This window comes from Caecibacteroides pullorum (assembly GCF_019239235.1).
In the GTDB taxonomy this organism is placed as follows: domain Bacteria; phylum Bacteroidota; class Bacteroidia; order Bacteroidales; family Bacteroidaceae; genus Bacteroides; species Bacteroides pullorum.
This window is the reverse complement of record NZ_JAAZTS010000001.1, coordinates 353,980-371,610: the sequence shown is the minus strand read 5'-3', so window position 1 is coordinate 371,610 and position 17,631 is coordinate 353,980. Positions and strand designations below refer to the sequence as shown.

Annotated in this window: 16 protein-coding genes; 11 read left to right on the top strand and 5 right to left on the bottom strand. The window is 53.1% G+C overall.

Annotated features, from left to right (window positions below; all coding sequences use genetic code 11):
* Window positions 1-16: 16 nt before the first annotated feature.
* The 6 genes from HF894_RS01440 to HF894_RS01415 all read left to right on the top strand — a co-directional run bounded on the left by HF894_RS01440 (window position 17) and on the right by HF894_RS01415 (window position 4,734).
* Entirely contained in the window at window positions 17-559 is a 543-nt protein-coding gene (locus HF894_RS01440) for a 2-oxoacid:acceptor oxidoreductase family protein (RefSeq protein WP_021847874.1), read from the top strand.
* Between the two features lie 77 nt (window positions 560-636).
* Window positions 637-1,527 carry a vitamin B12 dependent-methionine synthase activation domain-containing protein gene (locus HF894_RS01435; RefSeq protein ID WP_204970891.1) on the top strand — a complete coding sequence of 297 codons (891 nt, stop codon included), beginning with the start codon at window positions 637-639 and terminating at the stop codon, window positions 1,525-1,527.
* Window positions 1,528-1,584: 57 nt separating this feature from the next.
* Entirely contained in the window at window positions 1,585-2,073 is a 489-nt protein-coding gene (locus tag HF894_RS01430; protein ID WP_021847876.1) for an RNA polymerase sigma factor, read from the top strand.
* A gap of 1 nt (window position 2,074) precedes the next feature.
* Window positions 2,075-2,707 (top strand): hypothetical protein, encoded by a 633-nt coding sequence (locus tag HF894_RS01425; protein WP_204970837.1) that lies wholly within the window; start codon window positions 2,075-2,077, stop codon window positions 2,705-2,707.
* Entirely contained in the window at window positions 2,689-3,918 is a 1,230-nt protein-coding gene (locus HF894_RS01420; protein ID WP_204970836.1) for a metallophosphoesterase, read from the top strand. The genes HF894_RS01425 and HF894_RS01420 overlap by 19 nt, the downstream gene beginning before the upstream one ends.
* A 57-nt stretch (window positions 3,919-3,975) precedes the next feature.
* Entirely contained in the window at window positions 3,976-4,734 is a 759-nt protein-coding gene (locus HF894_RS01415; protein WP_204970835.1) for a lysophospholipid acyltransferase family protein, read from the top strand.
* A 263-nt stretch (window positions 4,735-4,997) separates the two neighbouring features.
* Here HF894_RS01415 and HF894_RS01410 read toward each other — a convergent pair whose 3' ends face one another.
* The gene (locus tag HF894_RS01410; protein WP_075318995.1) at window positions 4,998-5,744 is read right to left on the bottom strand and encodes a DUF4369 domain-containing protein; all 747 of its coding nucleotides are present in this window, start codon (window positions 5,742-5,744) and stop codon (window positions 4,998-5,000) included.
* A 139-nt stretch (window positions 5,745-5,883) separates the two neighbouring features.
* Here HF894_RS01410 and HF894_RS01405 point away from each other — a divergent pair, with 139 nt between their 5' ends.
* From HF894_RS01405 to HF894_RS01385, 5 genes are all read left to right on the top strand, one after another.
* On the top strand, window positions 5,884-7,122 hold the full coding sequence (locus HF894_RS01405) for an anaerobic sulfatase-maturation protein (RefSeq protein WP_204970834.1): 1,239 nt from the start codon (window positions 5,884-5,886) through the stop codon (window positions 7,120-7,122).
* Window positions 7,123-7,176: 54 nt separating this feature from the next.
* Complete coding sequence (locus HF894_RS01400; protein ID WP_204970833.1) at window positions 7,177-9,336, top strand: S46 family peptidase; 2,160 nt, start codon at window positions 7,177-7,179, stop codon at window positions 9,334-9,336.
* 109 nt (window positions 9,337-9,445) lie between these two features.
* Window positions 9,446-11,608 (top strand): S46 family peptidase, encoded by a 2,163-nt coding sequence (locus HF894_RS01395; protein WP_204970832.1) that lies wholly within the window; start codon window positions 9,446-9,448, stop codon window positions 11,606-11,608.
* A gap of 61 nt (window positions 11,609-11,669) precedes the next feature.
* On the top strand, window positions 11,670-11,969 hold the full coding sequence (gene trxA, locus HF894_RS01390; protein WP_204970831.1) for a thioredoxin: 300 nt from the start codon (window positions 11,670-11,672) through the stop codon (window positions 11,967-11,969).
* Between the two features lie 41 nt (window positions 11,970-12,010).
* Window positions 12,011-12,427, top strand: a complete 417-nt coding sequence (locus HF894_RS01385; RefSeq protein WP_075317459.1) for a thioredoxin family protein — start codon at window positions 12,011-12,013, stop codon at window positions 12,425-12,427.
* A 257-nt stretch (window positions 12,428-12,684) separates the two neighbouring features.
* Here the strand turns inward: HF894_RS01385 and HF894_RS01380 are convergent, their stop codons facing one another.
* From HF894_RS01380 to HF894_RS01365, 4 genes are all read right to left on the bottom strand, one after another.
* On the bottom strand, window positions 12,685-13,521 hold the full coding sequence (locus tag HF894_RS01380; protein WP_075317460.1) for a histidinol-phosphatase: 837 nt from the start codon (window positions 13,519-13,521) through the stop codon (window positions 12,685-12,687).
* A 2-nt stretch (window positions 13,522-13,523) separates the two neighbouring features.
* Entirely contained in the window at window positions 13,524-15,398 is a 1,875-nt protein-coding gene (locus HF894_RS01375; protein ID WP_204970830.1) for an ABC-F family ATP-binding cassette domain-containing protein, read from the bottom strand.
* Window positions 15,399-15,438: 40 nt separating this feature from the next.
* Window positions 15,439-16,245 (bottom strand): DUF3805 domain-containing protein, encoded by an 807-nt coding sequence (locus tag HF894_RS01370; RefSeq protein WP_204970829.1) that lies wholly within the window; start codon window positions 16,243-16,245, stop codon window positions 15,439-15,441.
* A gap of 77 nt (window positions 16,246-16,322) precedes the next feature.
* A complete protein-coding gene (locus HF894_RS01365) occupies window positions 16,323-17,534 on the bottom strand; it encodes a hypothetical protein (protein WP_204970828.1) in 1,212 nt (403 codons plus the stop codon).
* Window positions 17,535-17,631 lie beyond the last annotated feature (97 nt).

Sequence of the window (17,631 nt, the reverse complement as noted above, 5' to 3'; positions counted from 1 at the left end):
AAGCACATTTATTCTTATGAAAGAAGAAATCATTATAGCAGGCTTCGGCGGACAAGGCGTACTGTCCATGGGAAAGATTCTAGCCTACTCCGGACTGATGGAAGGCAAAGAAGTGACTTGGATGCCCGCCTATGGTCCCGAACAACGAGGCGGAACGGCCAACGTGACCGTCATCGTCAGCGATGAAAAAATATCATCTCCTATCCTCAGTAAGTACGATGCTGCCATCATTCTCAACCAGCCTTCGCTGGAGAAATTTGAAAGCAAAGTAAAACCTGGTGGCGTACTCATCTATGACGGTTATGGTATCATCAATCCGCCTACACGTAAAGACATTCACGTCTATCGTATCGATGCCATGGATGCAGCTAACGAGATGAACAATGCTAAGGCATTCAACATGATCGTATTGGGCGGCCTCCTCAAAATCAAACCCATGGTTACATTGGAGAATGTTATCAAAGGACTGAAAAAAACACTGCCAGAACGCCATCATCACTTGATTCCAATGAATGAGGAAGCTATCAAGCGGGGAATGGAACTGATTAAAGAAGTCTAAGATTACCAAGCACGGACGGTACAGAATTGAAAGACATCCCAATTCTGTCACCGTCCGTACCTGTTTATCCACCAGCTATGCCTATTCTCTCCTACTCTATTTCCGAAACAACTCCCTATATCAACTGGATCTATTTTTTTCATGCCTGGGGATTCCAACCAAAGTTCGCCACGATTGCAGATCTACATGGTTGCGATTCCTGCCGTGCTCTGTGGCTAGCCCGTTTTCCTGAAACAGATCGAGCCAAAGCTGCTGAAGCCATGCAACTTTTTAAAGAGGCGCAACGCATGCTCGTCCGGCTGGAAAACGAACTTACTTGCAAATGTATCTATCGCTTATGCTGTGCCAACGCCGATGGAGACAATCTGCTTCTAGATGGAATGCTCTTCCCTTTACTACGGCAACAATCCACAACAGCCAATAAAGAATTCTATCTCTGTCTAAGTGACTTCGTACACCCTCTTTCATCAGGAAAGACCGATACAGTAGGCGTATTTGCAGCCACAGTAGCAGGAGACACAGACTCTCTCTACACCGACGATCCTTATCAACACTTGCTAGTACAGACACTTGCCGACCGCCTGGCCGAAGCCGCAACAGAAAAAATGCACGAATATATACGCAAAAACACCTGGGGCTATGCTCCTAACGAGACTCTGTCCATAGCCGAACTCCTACAAGAAAAGTTTCAAGGTATACGCCCCGCCGTTGGTTATCCCTCGCTGCCTGACCAGTCTGTCAACTTTCTCATCGACCAGTTGCTCGACCTAGAACAAATCGGCATCACGCTCACCACAAACGGTGCCATGCATCCCCATGCTTCTGTCAGCGGACTGATGCTGGCTCATCCAGCAGCCCGCTACTTCTCCGTAGGCCGTATCGACCAAGAACAGCTAGAAGATTATGCACGTCGACGAGGAATGCCAATAGAACAGATGAGAAAATTTTTATCATCCAATCTAGAATGATGTGATTTTCTATCCCAGCAGACGACCAATATCATAAAAAGCCACCCCACAAGAGTTATGGATAAAACAGAACAAGAGTTTGTTGCTCTGATCAAAGAATATGAACGCGTCATCTATAAAGTGTGCTATTTATATGCCACTCCCAACGCGCCACTCAACGATCTGTATCAAGAGGTGGTACTGAACTTATGGAAAGCCTTTCCTAAATTCCGTCGTGAATGCAAACTATCCACATGGATCTACCGTATCTCGCTAAACACCTGCATCAGCTTTATGCGAAAAGAGAAAAACATTCCCGAAATCGTGTCGCTGACACCTGCCGAAGCAGACCGCAGTGAAGAATGGGACGAGACGCAGGCTATGTTGCGACAACTGTATCGCATGATCAATCGGCTGGGACAATTGGAGAAATCCATTATCCTACTTTATCTTGAAGAAAAGAGTTACGAAGAAATCAGTGAGATTACCGGACTGACCGTAACGAACGTAGCTACAAAACTGAATCGCATCAAGGAGAAACTGAGAAAAATGAAGAAGGAGGAATGATATGGAACTGGAGGAATTGAAGAAATCATGGCAAACGTTGGACAAGCATCTGCAAAACCGGGATATTACCACTGAAGAACGAGTGACAGAACTCATTGCCTGCTACAAACATAAAGCAGAACGAAAGCTGGGCAATCTCATGAGTCTGCAACGAATTTCGCTCTGTATCGGTCTGTTCATCCTGATAGCTATTGGAACCATCTGCCTGCTGCTTCCTTCGTTAATTGACAATACAGACACACGTACCAAACTACAAGTCGTGCTTATTTTTCTAGCTGTGACACTAATAGCAGGTGGTGGCTGGGACTGGCGCACCTACCGCTATATGCAACAGACGCGTGTCGATCTGCTGCCTATTGCTGAAGTGAGCCGACGTATCGTCAAGTTGCGTCTGTGGACACGCCAGGAAGTAGCTGCCATCAGCCTTTGGGTACTGCTCTTCGGAGGTATCTATTATTGGGCCATGGAGTTCTATCACCTGCCGACCCTCATACAAGCAGTCATCATCGGCGTCTTCATACTGTTTGAAGCCACTGTCATTTGGCTGCTCTACCAGCACCTCATCTACAAGAACTTGAACCAAATCAAAAAAGACATTGAAGACTTGAAAGACATATGCACCGAATCACATTAATCCTACTTCTTGCTTTACTTCTACCGGATCTATACATCTATTTAGTGTACATTGTACGGCGAACGAAAAACTTCGTACGGCGTGCTGCCTATTGGCTACCCTCCGCTACCCTGGTTCTGCTATACCTGTATCTTATCTACCTGACAGGCGACAATGCTCTGGCTCATCATCCACAAGCCATCGGCCGCCTGGCTATTGCCGTCATGGCCCTGGCCGTACCTAAAATACTGTTCATGCTTTGCTCACTGCTCGGCATACTATGTCGCGGTGTGGGACGCTGTTTTTCAGCTGTCGTACTACACACAACGTTTCGCAGTCCTCGGGCTCCCTTTATTGTTCACCGTGCACCGTTCACCATTCTAGGCTTGGTACTTGGCATTGTAAGTTTCGTCAATGTGATTTATGGTGCCACAGCAGGCATCACGCGTTTCGAAGTAAAGGAAGTAACCTATGAATCGGACCGCCTGCCCGAAGGCTTCGACGGCTATCGCATCGCCCAGTTGTCGGACATCCATATCGGCAGTTGGCAGGGTCGCCCCACAGCCATAGAGAAACTGGTGAAATTAACCAACAGCCAGCAAGCTGACCTCATTGTCTTTACAGGAGACTTGGTGAATCAACAGAGCCACGAGCTAGACGCTTTCCGTCCAATCCTATCGCGCCTGAAAGCCTCTGACGGTGTTTACTCTGTTCTAGGCAATCACGACTACGGCACTTACTATCACTGGAAAAACAGTCATGAAGAAGCTGATAACCTGCAATACCTGCGGAATGAGCAGCAGGCTATGGGCTGGCAATTATTGGATAATAACCACGTTATTCTACACCACAAAGGAGACAGTATTGCCCTCATTGGTGTAGAAAACGATGGTGAGCCACCTTTCCCTCAACACGCCGACCTGGCACAAGCCACCCATGGTACGAAAGGAATGTTCAGTATCCTACTGAGTCATAACCCTACACATTGGCGACGCGAAGTACTGCCAGAATCGGACATCGACCTGATGCTGGCCGGGCATACACACGCCATGCAGATGACCTTCTTCGGTCGCTCGCTTTCGTCACTGAAATACCCGGAATGGTCGGGCATGTACTACGAAGGGGCACGAGCACTCTACGTTAACGTGGGTATCGGCTACGTCGGACTCCCATTCCGCTTCGGTGCCTGGCCTGAGATTACCGTCATCACGCTGAAGAAGAAAAAAGGGTAAAGAGAAACAGGGAAGCTGTAAAAATTATTATCTTTGTCCCGAAAAATAGCCAGTATTATGAAGTTTCTCTACTACATCTATCAGATTTGCATTGCAGTCCCCCTATTCCTAGTATTGACCATCCTGACAGCTTTGGTTACCATCATCGGTTCACTACTGGGTGGAGCACACATCTGGGGTTACTATCCCGGTAAGATATGGTCACTGCTAACATGTTACCTCTTACTGATTCCTGTTCATGTAGTGGGACGCGAGAAACTACATAAACATACTTCCTATGTCTTCGTCCCCAACCATCAAGGCGCTTTCGACATTTTTCTCATCTATGGTTTCCTTGGACGTAACTTCAAGTGGATGATGAAGAAGAGCTTACGGAAAATTCCGTTCGTGGGCAAAGCTTGCGAAAGCGCGGGCCACATCTTCGTGGAACGCGGCAATCCGAAAAAGATGGTTGCTATGATGCGTAAAGCCGAAGCGTCGCTGAAAGATGGGGTGTCACTCGTCGTTTTTCCTGAAGGTGCACGCACGTTCACAGGCCATATGGGTTACTTCAAGCGCGGTGCTTTCCAGCTGGCCGACGACCTACAACTAGCCGTAGTGCCTGTCACGATTGACGGTTCCTTTGAAATCCTACCCCGCACAGGAAAGTGGATACACCGCCACAGCCTCACACTGACCATCCACGAACCCATTCCACCCAAGTGTAAGGGACCGGAAAACGTGAAAGCAACCATGACCGAAGCCTATGCTGCCGTAGAAAGCGCCCTACCCGAAAAGTACAAAGGCATGGTGCAAAACGACGATCAGGACCGATAGTCTATTAATCGAAGCCAACACGAAAATTTCCTACCATTTCAACACAGTGCTTTATAACCTTATAACACAGTGCTTCATCAGGGTCTCATGCAGTGCTTCGTCAGCCCCTCATACAGTGCTTCGTCAGAGGGTCATAAAGCACTGTATTAAAGTGAGAGGCCACAACAGATTAAGAAGACATAGATATACAGAAAGAGAGTGAATTCTAACTCGTCTGAGCCTTAGAATTCACTCTCTTTCTTAAGTATACGGACTTGCTGCGCTCAAGGCTGCGTGGAGGCAACGTTCTGACGCAAACGTTTTTGCTCTTCAAGCAGTTTCATGTTCTCTTTGGCCTTGGATATGAAATCCTTCACCAACACATGCTCCTTGAACGAAAGAGGAGCCTCCTTCATAATCTCTTCAACAGCTGGAGTCATCACCGGATAGGGTAAAGTACTGCACATCATCATAAAGACACTGGGACCCAGAACATTCTCGAAATTATCCACAATAAAACCTTTCACGTAAGTATCCATCACGCGTATCAGCGAATCGGCTTCTTGCTCCAACTGTCCATGTATGTCGTCCAGAGCCACACCGTCAAGAACCATACGTGCTTCTTTACGCTCTACTTCCTCGACAGCCAACTCCATTGAATTACGCTTATCAATAAATTCATAAAGCCTGTCATTCAAAGGAGTACCACTCGCCTCCATCTGCGTATTTGCAATGCTAACGCGAATATGTCCATTTTCAAGAACCAGCGGCATCAAACCTTCATCACCCATATAGAGAGTTACCATCCTGACACTGTCGGCAGGCCCCTTCATCTTAAACAGACCATGGATTACTTCCGCCGAATCAACTGTCACCCAATCACCCTCCTGCAAAGACTTCAAATATAGCATTTTGCCATCCAAACTCGTTACAGAAGATTTTCCTTCTATCTTATAGCGCTTGCTACAAGAAGTAAAAAGCACAAGCAACAGCATCAAAGGGATAGTGCAATTAACACACATCTTGTTCATGTCCATGTAAGAAATGTATTTAGGATTTTCACGCCGCAAAGGTATTAATAATCCTTATAAAGGAAGAGGCAAAAAACGTATTTTCATTTGCTTTACGTATTTTTGCACATAAATTAATCAAAAGCTACAAGATACAGACATGTCTACCTACGCACCCTTTGCCAAACCGCTCTACGTGATGTTAAAGCCTGTAGGAGCCGTATGCAACCTTGCATGCGACTATTGCTACTACCTGGAGAAGGCCAAGCTGTACAAAGAAAATCCCAAGCACGTGATGAGCGAGGAATTGCTGGAGAAGTTCATCGAAGAATACATCAACTCACAGACCATGCCGCAGGTGCTCTTCACCTGGCACGGTGGAGAAACGTTGATGCGCCCTCTGTCTTTCTACAAACGGGCCATGGAACTTCAGAAGAAATATGCCAACGGACGTACCATCGACAATTGCATACAGACCAACGGCACACTGCTCACCGACGAGTGGTGCCAGTTTTTCAAGGAGAACAACTGGCTGGTGGGGGTTTCTATCGACGGCCCGCAGGAATTCCACGACGAGTACCGCAAGAACAAACAGGGACGCCCCTCATTCCACAAAGTGATGCAAGGCATCAATCTGCTGAAGAAGCACGGCGTGGAATGGAACGGCATGGCAGTGGTGAACGAATACAACGCCGACTATCCCGAGGAGTTTTACCGCTTCTTCAAGGATCTGGGATGCCATTACATCCAGTTCGCTCCCATTGTAGAACGTATCCTGCCCCACGGTGACGGACGCCACCTGGCTTCGCTGGCCGATGGCGATAACGCGCCACTGGCCGACTTCTCTGTCAGCCCCGAACAATGGGGTAACTTCCTCTGCCGCCTGTTCGATCTGTGGGTCAAAGAAGATGTGGGCACGTACTACATCCAGATCTTCGACTCCACACTGGCCAATTGGGTAGGCGAACAGCCCGGCGTATGCTCCATGGCACGGACATGTGGCCATGCCGGCGTAATGGAATTCAACGGTGACGTCTATGCATGCGACCACTTCGTCTTCCCCGAATACAAGCTGGGCAACATCTACCAACAGACACTGGTGGAGATGATGTACAGTGAACGCCAGCAACGCTTCGGCCAGGCCAAATACGACTCCCTGCCCCGCCAGTGCAAAGAGTGTGAATGGCTCTTCGCCTGCAACGGCGACTGTCCCAAGAACCGTTTTGCCCGCACGACTAACGGCGAACCAGGCCTCAACTACCTCTGTGCCGGCTACCGACAGTTCTTCAATCATGTGGCTCCCTACATGGACTTCATGAAAAAGGAGTACCTGGCCCAGCGCGCACCTGCCAACGTGATGGATGCCATCCGCGAAGGCAAGTTGCCCATGCCTCAGTAAAGACTTTATAAAGAAACAACAACAAATAAATCATTACTAATTTAAGTGACATACATGAAAATCAAGAAGTACCTTGTTGCGGCTCTCGCCGCAGCATTCACCTTCTCGGCGCAGGCCGACGAAGGCATGTGGCTGCTTCAGCTGATGAAGCAGCAGAATTCCATCGATATGATGAAGAAACAGGGTCTGAAGCTGGAAGCCGACGACCTCTATAACCCCAATGGCGTGTCGCTGAAGGATGCCGTCGGCATCTTCGGCGGAGGATGTACCGGTGAAATCATCTCTCCCGAAGGCCTCATCCTGACCAACCACCACTGCGGATATGCCTCCATCCAGCAGCACTCCAGCGTGGAGCACGACTACCTGACGGACGGCTTCTGGGCCAAGAGCCGTGCCGAGGAACTGCCTACGCCGGGACTGAAGTTCCGCTTTGTGCATCGTATCGTAGACATCACCGACCTGGTGAACGCCAAAGTAAAGGCCGGTGAAGTGGACGAATACGAAGCCATGACCAACAAGTTCCTCGGCAAGCTGGCCAAGGAAGAACTGGAGAAGAGCGACCTCAAGGGCAAACCCGGCATCGAAGTACGCGCTCTGCCTTTCTACGCCGGAAACAAGTATTACCTTTTCTATTATAAGGTCTATAGCGACGTGCGCATGGTGGCTGCTCCGCCCTCGAGCGTAGGCAAATTCGGCGGCGAGACGGACAACTGGATGTGGCCCCGTCATACAGGCGATTTCTCTATGTTCCGCATCTATGCTGACAAGAACGGAGAGCCTGCCGAATACAGCGCTGACAATGTACCCTTGAAGACCCCGAAGTACCTTTCTATCTCGCTGAAGGGACTCAACGAAGGTGACTATGCCATGATCATGGGCTTCCCCGGTTCTACCGAACGTTACCTCACACAAAGCGAAGTACGCCAACGTATGACCGCCGTCAACCAAGCCATGATCGACATGCGTACCGTTTACCTCGACGTACTGAAGAAGTACATGCGCCAGAGTGACAAGACCCGTATCCAGTATGCCAACAAGTTCGCTGGTAGCAGCAACTACTGGAAGAACTCCATTGGCATGAACAAGGCTATCGTGGACAACGCCGTGCTCGCCACCAAGGCTGAACAAGAGAAACGCTTCGCCTCCTTCGCCCAAGGCAAGCCCGAATACGAAGGCGTGGTAGAAAAGATAGACACCCTCGTGGAGAAGATGTCTCCCTCACTGCGCCGCCTGGAGTACACTAGTGAGGCTCTGAGCGGAGCCATCGAGTTCGGCTGCCCGCCTGCGCTGATGGACAAGATGAAGGAAGCCATCGAGACAAAGAACGACTCCCTGCTCCAAGCCACCAAGAAGCAGCTGGAAGAAGTGTACGAAAGCATCCACAACAAGGATTACGACCAGCAGGTGGATCGCGCCGTTGCCAAAGCCATTTTGCCCGCACTTGCCAAGGCTCTGACACCCGAAGAACTACCCGCCTTCTACCAGACCATTGAGAAGGAATATAAGGGCGACTATAACGCCTACGTAGACGACCTCTTCGATACCTCCATCATGGGCAGCCGCGCCAACTTGGACAAGTTCCTGAAGAAGCCTAGCGTGAAGGCCATTAACCGTGACCTGGCCACCAACTTCAGCCGCACCAAGCTAGACAAGCTGAAAGAAGCCGCTGCCGAATACAACCAGTACGCACAAGAAATCGAACTACTGCATAAGGCTTACATCCGAGGACTGGGCGAGATGAAACAACCCGTGCCTTCCTATCCCGACGCTAACTTCACCATCCGCCTGACTTATGGCAACGTGAAGTCCTACAATCCGAAAGACGGCGTACACTACAAGTATTTTACCACTACCGACGGTATCCTCGAGAAAGAAGATCCCGAGAACCCCGAGTTCGTGGTTCCGGCCAAGCTGAAGGAACTCATCCAGAAGAAGGACTTCGGACGCTATGCCATGGCCGACGGCACCATGCCCGTATGCTTCCTGACGACAAACGACATAACCGGCGGTAACTCCGGCTCGCCCGTCATCGACGGTGAAGGACGCCTCATCGGCTGTGCTTTCGACGGTAACTGGGAATCGCTAAGCGGTGACATCAACTTCGACAACAACCTGCAGCGTTGTATCGCACTCGACATCCGCTACATGCTCTTCATCCTCGATAAGCTGGGCGGCTGCGGGCACCTCATCGACGAGATGACCATCGTGGAATAATAAAATAACAAAGCACGGATTACACGGATTATCACGGAGAGAAATCAAAACGGCCGTGAAACTTCCGCGAAATCCGTGCCTATTTTTTCACTTTAACCCTCATCTATATATGAAAAGACTGTTATTTGCGGCAGCTCTGACTGCCCTGACACTCCCCGCCCCGGCTGACGAAGGCATGTGGATGCTGACCGACTTGAAACGGCAAAACGAGGCGGCCATGCAGGAACTGGGCCTACTGCTACCTGCCGACTCCATTTACAACCCCGAAGGTATTGCCCTGAAGGATGCCGTCGTTCACTTCGGCGGAGGCTGCACGGGCGAGGTCATCTCGGCCGAAGGCCTGGTGCTGACCAACCACCACTGTGGCTACAGCGCTATCCAGCAGCACTCCAGCATAGAGCACGACTACCTGACGGCCGGCTTCTGGGCCATGAGCCGGCAGGAGGAGCTACCCTGCAAGGGACTCACCGTGACCTTCATCGACCGCATCCTCGACGTGACGGACTACGTACGGCAGCAGCTGGCCAAGGACGCCGACCCGCAGGGCACCAACTACCTCTCGCCCAAGTACCTGACTCAGGTGTGCGAACGCTTCCTGAAAGAACAAAACATCGCCCTCGGCACAGGCGGAAAAGCCGAACTGAAAGCCTTCTACGGTGGCAACCGCTACTACCTCTTCGTGAAGACCGAGTACAGCGACATCCGCATGGTGGGCGCGCCGCCGTCGAGCATCGGCAAGTTCGGTGCCGACACGGACAACTGGATGTGGCCCCGCCACACGGGCGACTTCTCCCTGTTCCGCATCTACGCCGACAAGGACGGACGCCCCGCCGCCTATAGCCCGGACAACGTGCCCCTGCGCGTGAAGAAGCACCTCAACATCAGCCTCCGCGGCTACAAGGAGGGCGACTTTGCCTTCGTCATGGGCTTCCCCGGCCGCAACTGGCGCTACATGATAGCCGACGAGGTGGAGGAGCGGATGCAGACGACCAACTTCATGCGCCACCACGTGCGCGACGCCCGCCAGCGCGTCCTCATGGAGCAGATGCTCAAGGATGACGCCGTGCGCATCCACTACGCCAGCAAGTACGCCTCCAGCGCCAACTACTGGAAGAACGCCATCGGCATGAACGAAGGCCTCGTGCGCCTCCACGTGCTCGACACCAAGAGTGCCCAGCAGGAAGCCCTGCTGCAACGCGGACGCGAGCTGGGCGACACGACCTATCAGGCCGCCTTCGACCGTATCCGTGCCATCGTGCAGAAGCGCCGCCCCGCCCTCTACCACCAGCAGGCCATCCAGGAGGCACTGGTCACGGCACTCGACTTCATGCGCATCCCCAGCACCACCGCCCTCGCCACCGCCCTCAAGAGCAAGGACAAGGCAACCATCCAGGCGGCCACGGACAGTCTGCGCCAGGCAGCCGACAAGTATTTCGCCTCTGTCCCCTATCCCGAAGTGGAGAAACTCGTGGGCAAGGAGATGCTGCGCACGTATGCCCAGTACATCCCCGCCGACCAGCGCATCGGCATCTTCCAGGTCATCGACAAGCGCTTCAAGGGTGATACGGACGCCTTCATCGACGCCTGCTTCAAGTACTCCATCTTCGGTAGCCGCGAGAACTTCGACAAGTTCATCCGCAAGCCCAAGCTCTACAAAGTGACCAGCGACTGGATGGTGCTCTTCAAGTACTCCATCACCGACGGCCTGCTGCAGACGGCCATCGCCATGATGGACGCCAACCGCGACTACAACGCCGCCCACAAGACGTGGGTCAAGGGCATGATGGACCTGCGCCAGGCCAACGGACAGCCCATCTATCCCGACGCCAACTCCACCCTGCGACTGACCTACGGCAAGGTGGCTTCCTACGAACCTGCCGACGGAGCCGTCTACGACTACCAGACGACACTGGAAGGCGTGATGCAGAAGGAAGACCCGACGAACTGGGAGTTCGTGGTGCCCGACAAGCTGAAGCAGCTCTGGAAGACGAAAGACTTCGGCCGCTATGCCCTCGAGGACGGACGGATGCCCGTGTGCTTCATCGTGGACACGGACAACACCGGCGGCAACTCCGGCAGCCCCGTGTTCAACGCCCGCGGCGAGCTCATCGGCACCGCCTTCGACCGCAACTACGAAGGCCTGACGGGCGACATCGCCTTCCGCCCCTCGTCGCAGCGCGCCGCCTGCGTGGACATCCGCTACACGCTCTTCATCATCGAGAAGTATGCCGGTGCCTCGCACCTCATCGACGAGCTGAGCATCGTAGAGTGAACCAAAACGACGCAAGGTTTGTTTGTACATAACATTATCAACCCACTAACAAAATACGATTATGGAAAAATTTGAAGAACTGATCAACAATACCGCAGAGCCCGTGCTGGTGGACTTCTACGCCACGTGGTGCGGCCCCTGCAAGATGATGCGCCCCATACTGGAGAACGTCAAGGCCCGCGTGGGCAACAAGGCGCGCATCGTCAAGATAGACGTGGACGAACAGCAGGCACTGGCCATGAAATACCAGATTCAGGCCGTCCCCACGCTGATGCTCTTCAAGGGCGGACAGCAGGTGTGGCGGCAGTCGGGCGTGGTGCAGAGCAATCAGCTGGTCGAACTCATCGAAAGCCAGGCATGAGGTATTAATTATCCATTATCAATTTTCAATTCTCCATTAACATGAGGAAGTTATTGCTTACCCTGGCCCTCGCGGCCACCGCCCTCCTCGGCCACGCTCAGGAGGTGATTGTGATGGACAAGGCCATGTTCATCGACAAGGTGTTCGACTATGAGAACAGCAAGGAATGGAAATACAAGGGAGACAAACCCGCCATCATCGACCTCTACGCCGACTGGTGCGGCCCCTGCCGCAAGGTGGCTCCCATCATGAAGGAACTGGCCAAGGAATATGCCGGAAAAATCACCATCTACAAGGTGAACGTGGACAAGGAGCAGGAGCTCGCCGCCCTGTTCAACGCCACCAGCATTCCCCTCTTTGTACTCATCCCCCTGAAGGAGCAGCCGCAGCTGATGCGCGGCGCCGCCGACAAGGCCACGTACAAGAAGGCTATCGACGAGTTCCTCTTGAAGAAATGATTGATGCCTGGCACTGAAAATGCCACGACATAGCAGCATCGGGCCGACAAGCTGCAATCATCCATCCGTTCCCCTGCCGAGGAAGCATCCGTTTCCTCGCAGGGGAACGGTTGTTTCCTGCCTATGGGAACGAGCGTTTCCGCCTATGGGAACTCCAGTTTCCTAGTAGGGGAACTCCAGTTTCCTAGTAGGGGAACTGGTGTTTCCGCGCAGGGAAACTCCAGTTACTGTGCGGAGAAACAAACGGCACTGCCTGTCTAAAAGGGAATCTCAGTCCACTGCCCGCCCCGAAGCCGCATGACGGACGTGAAGCCTGCACGGCGCAGGGCCCGGTAAGCCTCGGCCATACCGCTGGCGATGCGCTCGGGATAGTGGGCGTCGCTGTTCACCTGTACACGGATACCCAGCTCACGGAGTAACGGAAAGTAGCGTTCGTCGGGATAGAAGGTGCCCAGCTCCGACCAGGCCTTCGTATTGATTTCCACCTGATAGCCACGGCGGGCAATCTCGGCGAAATAGTCGCGCACCAGGCGATCGTACCACGGCTCTTCCAGAATGCCGGGACGGCAATAGGCGGCGTTGTAATGAATCTTGTCGGCATGGCCCACGATGTCGAAGCCGCCCAGCTCCACCATGCGCCGCGAGCGCTCGTAGTAGAGGCGCACCACCCGCTCCACATCGCCCTGAAAATGCTTATCGACCATCTGTCGGAACTTCTCGGCGGAGAGGTCGGCGTCTACCACGCGGCCTTCGTCGTCGTAGAGCAGGTGGACGGAGCCGATGCGGTAGTCCAGCGGCAGGCGGCGGAAACGTTCGATGGCGGGATGGCTCTTCTCGTTCAGGTAATCAATCTCCAGCCCGAGGTATAGTTCGATGCGTCCGGCATACTTCTCCTTGAGACGGCGGAACTCGGCCACATAGTCGTCCATGCGGTCCCACTCCATGGTCCAAGCCGTGGGGAAAGGCAGCGGAGCATGCGAGGAGAAGCCATAAGAAGTGAAGCCGCTACTCAGGGCAAAGCGGACAAAGTCCTCCATGCCGGCACGGCCGTCGCAATAGAGGGAGTGGCTGTGGTAGTTGCTTCTTCCTTCCATACTTATTCCAGCTCGCTCAATTCCAACCATCGCATTGTCTTTTCATCAATCAGGTCCGTCAGCTGCGGCAGGCGCTTCGACTTCTCTGTCAGTTCGTCCACCGAAAGCGTGCCGCTGCACAAGGCTTCCTCGACGGCCTTCTTCTCGGCTTCGAGCTCGGCAATTTCCTTCTCGAGCTGTTCGAACTCGCGGCGTTCCTTGAAACTCATGCGGCGCTTCTCGTCCTGACGGGTGCGCGCGGGCTTGGCGGCAGCTTGCGGTTTGGCGACCGCCTGCTGTTCCTTGTCGTGGCGTGCCTTGACCTCCTTCCATTCGCGGTACTGCGTGTAGTTGCCTGGGAAGTCGCGGATGTCGCCCCCGCCGTTGAACACCAGCAGGTGGTCCACCACCTTGTCCATGAAGTAGCGGTCGTGGCTGACAACGATGACGCATCCCTTGAAGCCTTGCAGATATTCTTCGAGCACCTGCAGAGTAACGATGTCGAGGTCGTTGGTGGGCTCGTCCAGCACGAGGAAGTTGGGGTTGCGCATCAGCACCGTACAGAGGTAGAGGCGGCGGCGTTCGCCTCCGCTCAGCTTGTAGACATAGCTGTGCTGCGTCTCGGGCGTGAAGAGGAAGTGCTGGAGGAACTGCGAGGCGGTGAGCCGACGGCCGTTACCCAGTTCGATAACCTCGGCAATGTCCTGCACCACGTCAATGACCTTCATCTGCTCGTTGAACTGAAGCCCGTCCTGCGAGTAGTAGCCGAAACGGACGGTCTCGCCGATGTCCAGCGTGCCGCTGTCGGGCTTCACCAGCCCCATCAGTATCTTGATGAAGGTTGACTTGCCCGTTCCGTTGTTGCCCACGATGCCCATCTTCTCGTAGCGAGCGAAGATGTAGGAGAAATCGTCCAATATCTTTAGGTCGCCGAAAGCCTTGCACAGGTGGTCGGCCTCGAATATCTTGTTGCCGATGTAGGAAGCCTTGACGTCGAGCTTCACGTTGGCGTCGTGGAAGCGCTGCTTGGCCACCTTCTCCAGTTCGTAGAAGGCCTCCTCGCGGTAGCGGGCCTTATGGCCGCGGGCCTGGGGCATGCGGCGCATCCACTCCAGCTCAGTGCGGTACAGGTTGTTGGCGCGCTCCACCTCCACCGTCTTGGCGTCGATACGTTCCTGACGCTTCTCCAGGTAGTAGCTGTAGTTACCCTTGTAGGAATAAATCGTGCGGTTGTCTATCTCAATGATTTCGGAGCAGACACGGTCGAGGAAGTAACGGTCGTGCGTCACCATGAGCAGGGTAAGGTTCGTCCGTCGCAGGTATTCTTCCAGCCACTCGGTCATGTCGAGGTCGAGGTGGTTGGTGGGCTCGTCGAGGATGAGGAGGTCGGGCTCGGTGATAAGGGTGTTGGCCAGCGCCACACGCTTCAGCTGCCCGCCGGAGAGGTGCTTCACCTGCTGGTCGAAGTCGCGTATCTTCAGTTGGGAAAGTATCTGCTTGGCCTTCTGCTCGTAGTCCCACGCCTTCTCGTGGTCCATGCGCACGAGCAGCTCGTCCAGGCCGGGATGGCCTTCGGTCTCCATGCAGTGCTCGTAGTCCTTGATGAGGTCCACGGTCGTGTTGCCATGATGGAAACAGGCTTCGAGTACGGTCAGTTCTTCGGGATACGAGGGACTTTGTTCAAGATAGCCCACACGAAGATCTCGGCGAAAGGATATCTTTCCCTCGTCGTAACCCTCCTTTCCCGAGAGGATGTTGAGCAGGGTGGACTTGCCGCTTCCGTTCTTGGCAATCAGTCCGACACGTTGGCCTTCGGCCAGGCCGAAGGATATATTTTCAAACAAGACCAGGTCGCCGAACGACTTGGTGAGATTTTCTACTTGCAGTATGGGAGACATTGGTTTAAATGAAGAATGAAGAATGAAAAATGAAGAATTATCAAGCATTGCAATAGGCTTCCGCCAGGTTGACCTTCTCGCCGGCCTTCACCTTGCTCCACGCCAGTTTCATGGGATCTGTCCATTGGCCGGTCGCGGTGTTGAGCAATACGGGGACCTCGCGGTTGCCGTCTATCAGCGTACGCCACTCCAGCCCGTCCACTTCGTTGGCCATGATGACGCAGAGGGTGATGCCCAGTGCCAGCCACTGGTCTTTCTTCTTGGGGCCTATCACGCCGCGGTCCACCACCTGCTGCATGCTTTCCACGTCTTCTTCCACACCCTGGAAGTCCTTCTTCAGCAGGTCTTTCACCGTCTTCTCCACCCATTCGTAGGCTTCGTCTATCTGATAGATTTCGGAGAGACGGACGGGGATGAGCTCGGCAGGATACTTCACGCCCGGCTTACGCACCTGCAGGGAAGCAATCACCCGCTCGGCCTCGGCCACGGATTCACCCTTGCGCACGGTGAACGAGCACTCAAAGACCACATCGTCCACACCCGTAATCCAGATGTGCGACGTATAGTATTCGCCGCCTTCCTCAAACATCTCCTTGCTATAGGCACAATCCAGCGCACCCACACGTACCCGTACAGCCGAAGCGTTCTCCTTCAGCTCCTGCCGTACGGACTCGCGCCCGCAATCAGCCGTATTGCCCCGATAGGCCGAAATGCGGAAATTACCCGTCCATTCGTCGGGATTATAGAACAGGAACGAGTCTTCGCTGTCTTCGAATTCGCTCCACACGGCCGGGTATTCCATGGAAAACCACGCACCCGGAGAAATATACTTCTTGAATGATTCCATATCGTTGACTCTGACTTAACTTCGCAAAGGTAACACTCCCGGCGATGATTTGCAAGCGGCAGGTACAAAAACAAGCCTTATTTGCCGATGGGCTGTATCTTCCTGCGCACTTCCTTCGATATTTCCAGGAACATGTAGTTCAGCTTGCCCGAGTGGATGCCCTCCTCGTGCTGGCGGTACTTCTTGTTGGCATACTCCTTCGACTTGTCGAACGTGATGCGCGACATCTGGTTCTGCGACTTGCCCACCATCGTGGAGTCCAGCTGCTCATCGGGGAAAAAATCGTCCAGGTCAACATCTCCTATCATCGTCGTCTCGAGAAAGTTCATGTCCTTGTGCTGGCTGTCGGTATAGTAGCCCACAAACATGTGGCCGGGTATGCGCACCAGTATCGGCTCGATGTTGATGGCACGCAACAGGGAAGCGAACAAGACGCTGCCGTCCACGCAATTGATCTGAGACGACTCCAACGCATCGTCAAAAGTACGTACCCGCTGGGAAAAGACAATGTTACTCGAAAGGCTGGTGTTCGATACCGAGCTGTAACGGAAGTTACGCTTCTGCAACACGTTCCACAAGGCATACACCTGCTTGTCAACAGCCTCCGCCGTCCCGCCCTGATAGCCCAGGAAGCGGTTGACAATGCGCGTGTTGAGCGCCTCGCGGAGCAGACGGTCTATCATCGGATTTTCCTCGTTGACGTAGGCGGCAAAGAAGATGCCCGTATCATGGAATTTGGTACCATTGGTGACGTAACCCAACAGACACTCATTGATACTTCGCACGGAGAAGGTACGCACCTTCTGCCCCAACGCCTTGCCGTTCACCTCCACCGTAACGGCCACACTGATTGGTTCGGCCTGTTCGTTGGCCTTCAAGGCCTCGTAGTTCCAGATGATATCAGGATAGATAATGTACTCGGTACGCGGACGGGGCAACACAAACTCGGACACCGAATGGGAGAAGAACGGTGTCTCGGCCACTTCGATACGGACACGCGTGTAGCTGCGCCCCGAACGCAGGCGGACCGCAATGCACGACTTCGGGTTGCCCACATACACGGAATCGGAAGGCACAATGACCTGCGCATCGGTAGTGGCCACCGACAAAATACTCGAAGGGAAAACATTTCCTCCCAAATCATCAACTATTTCAAACCCCGCACGGAAAGGGATACCATTCAACCAAAAAGTTACTACTGCCACCACAATCACGCCCCCGAAACATATTCCAAAACGCCAACGGCTCGTAAACAAGCGATGCCAATCTATATAAATAAATTTCTTCATACATATATCTCTATTTAAGAACAAACAAAGATAAAGCTTTCCATGCAAATAAAAGAACACAGATAGCGACAAATTGTTCCTTACGGATCATCGTTTA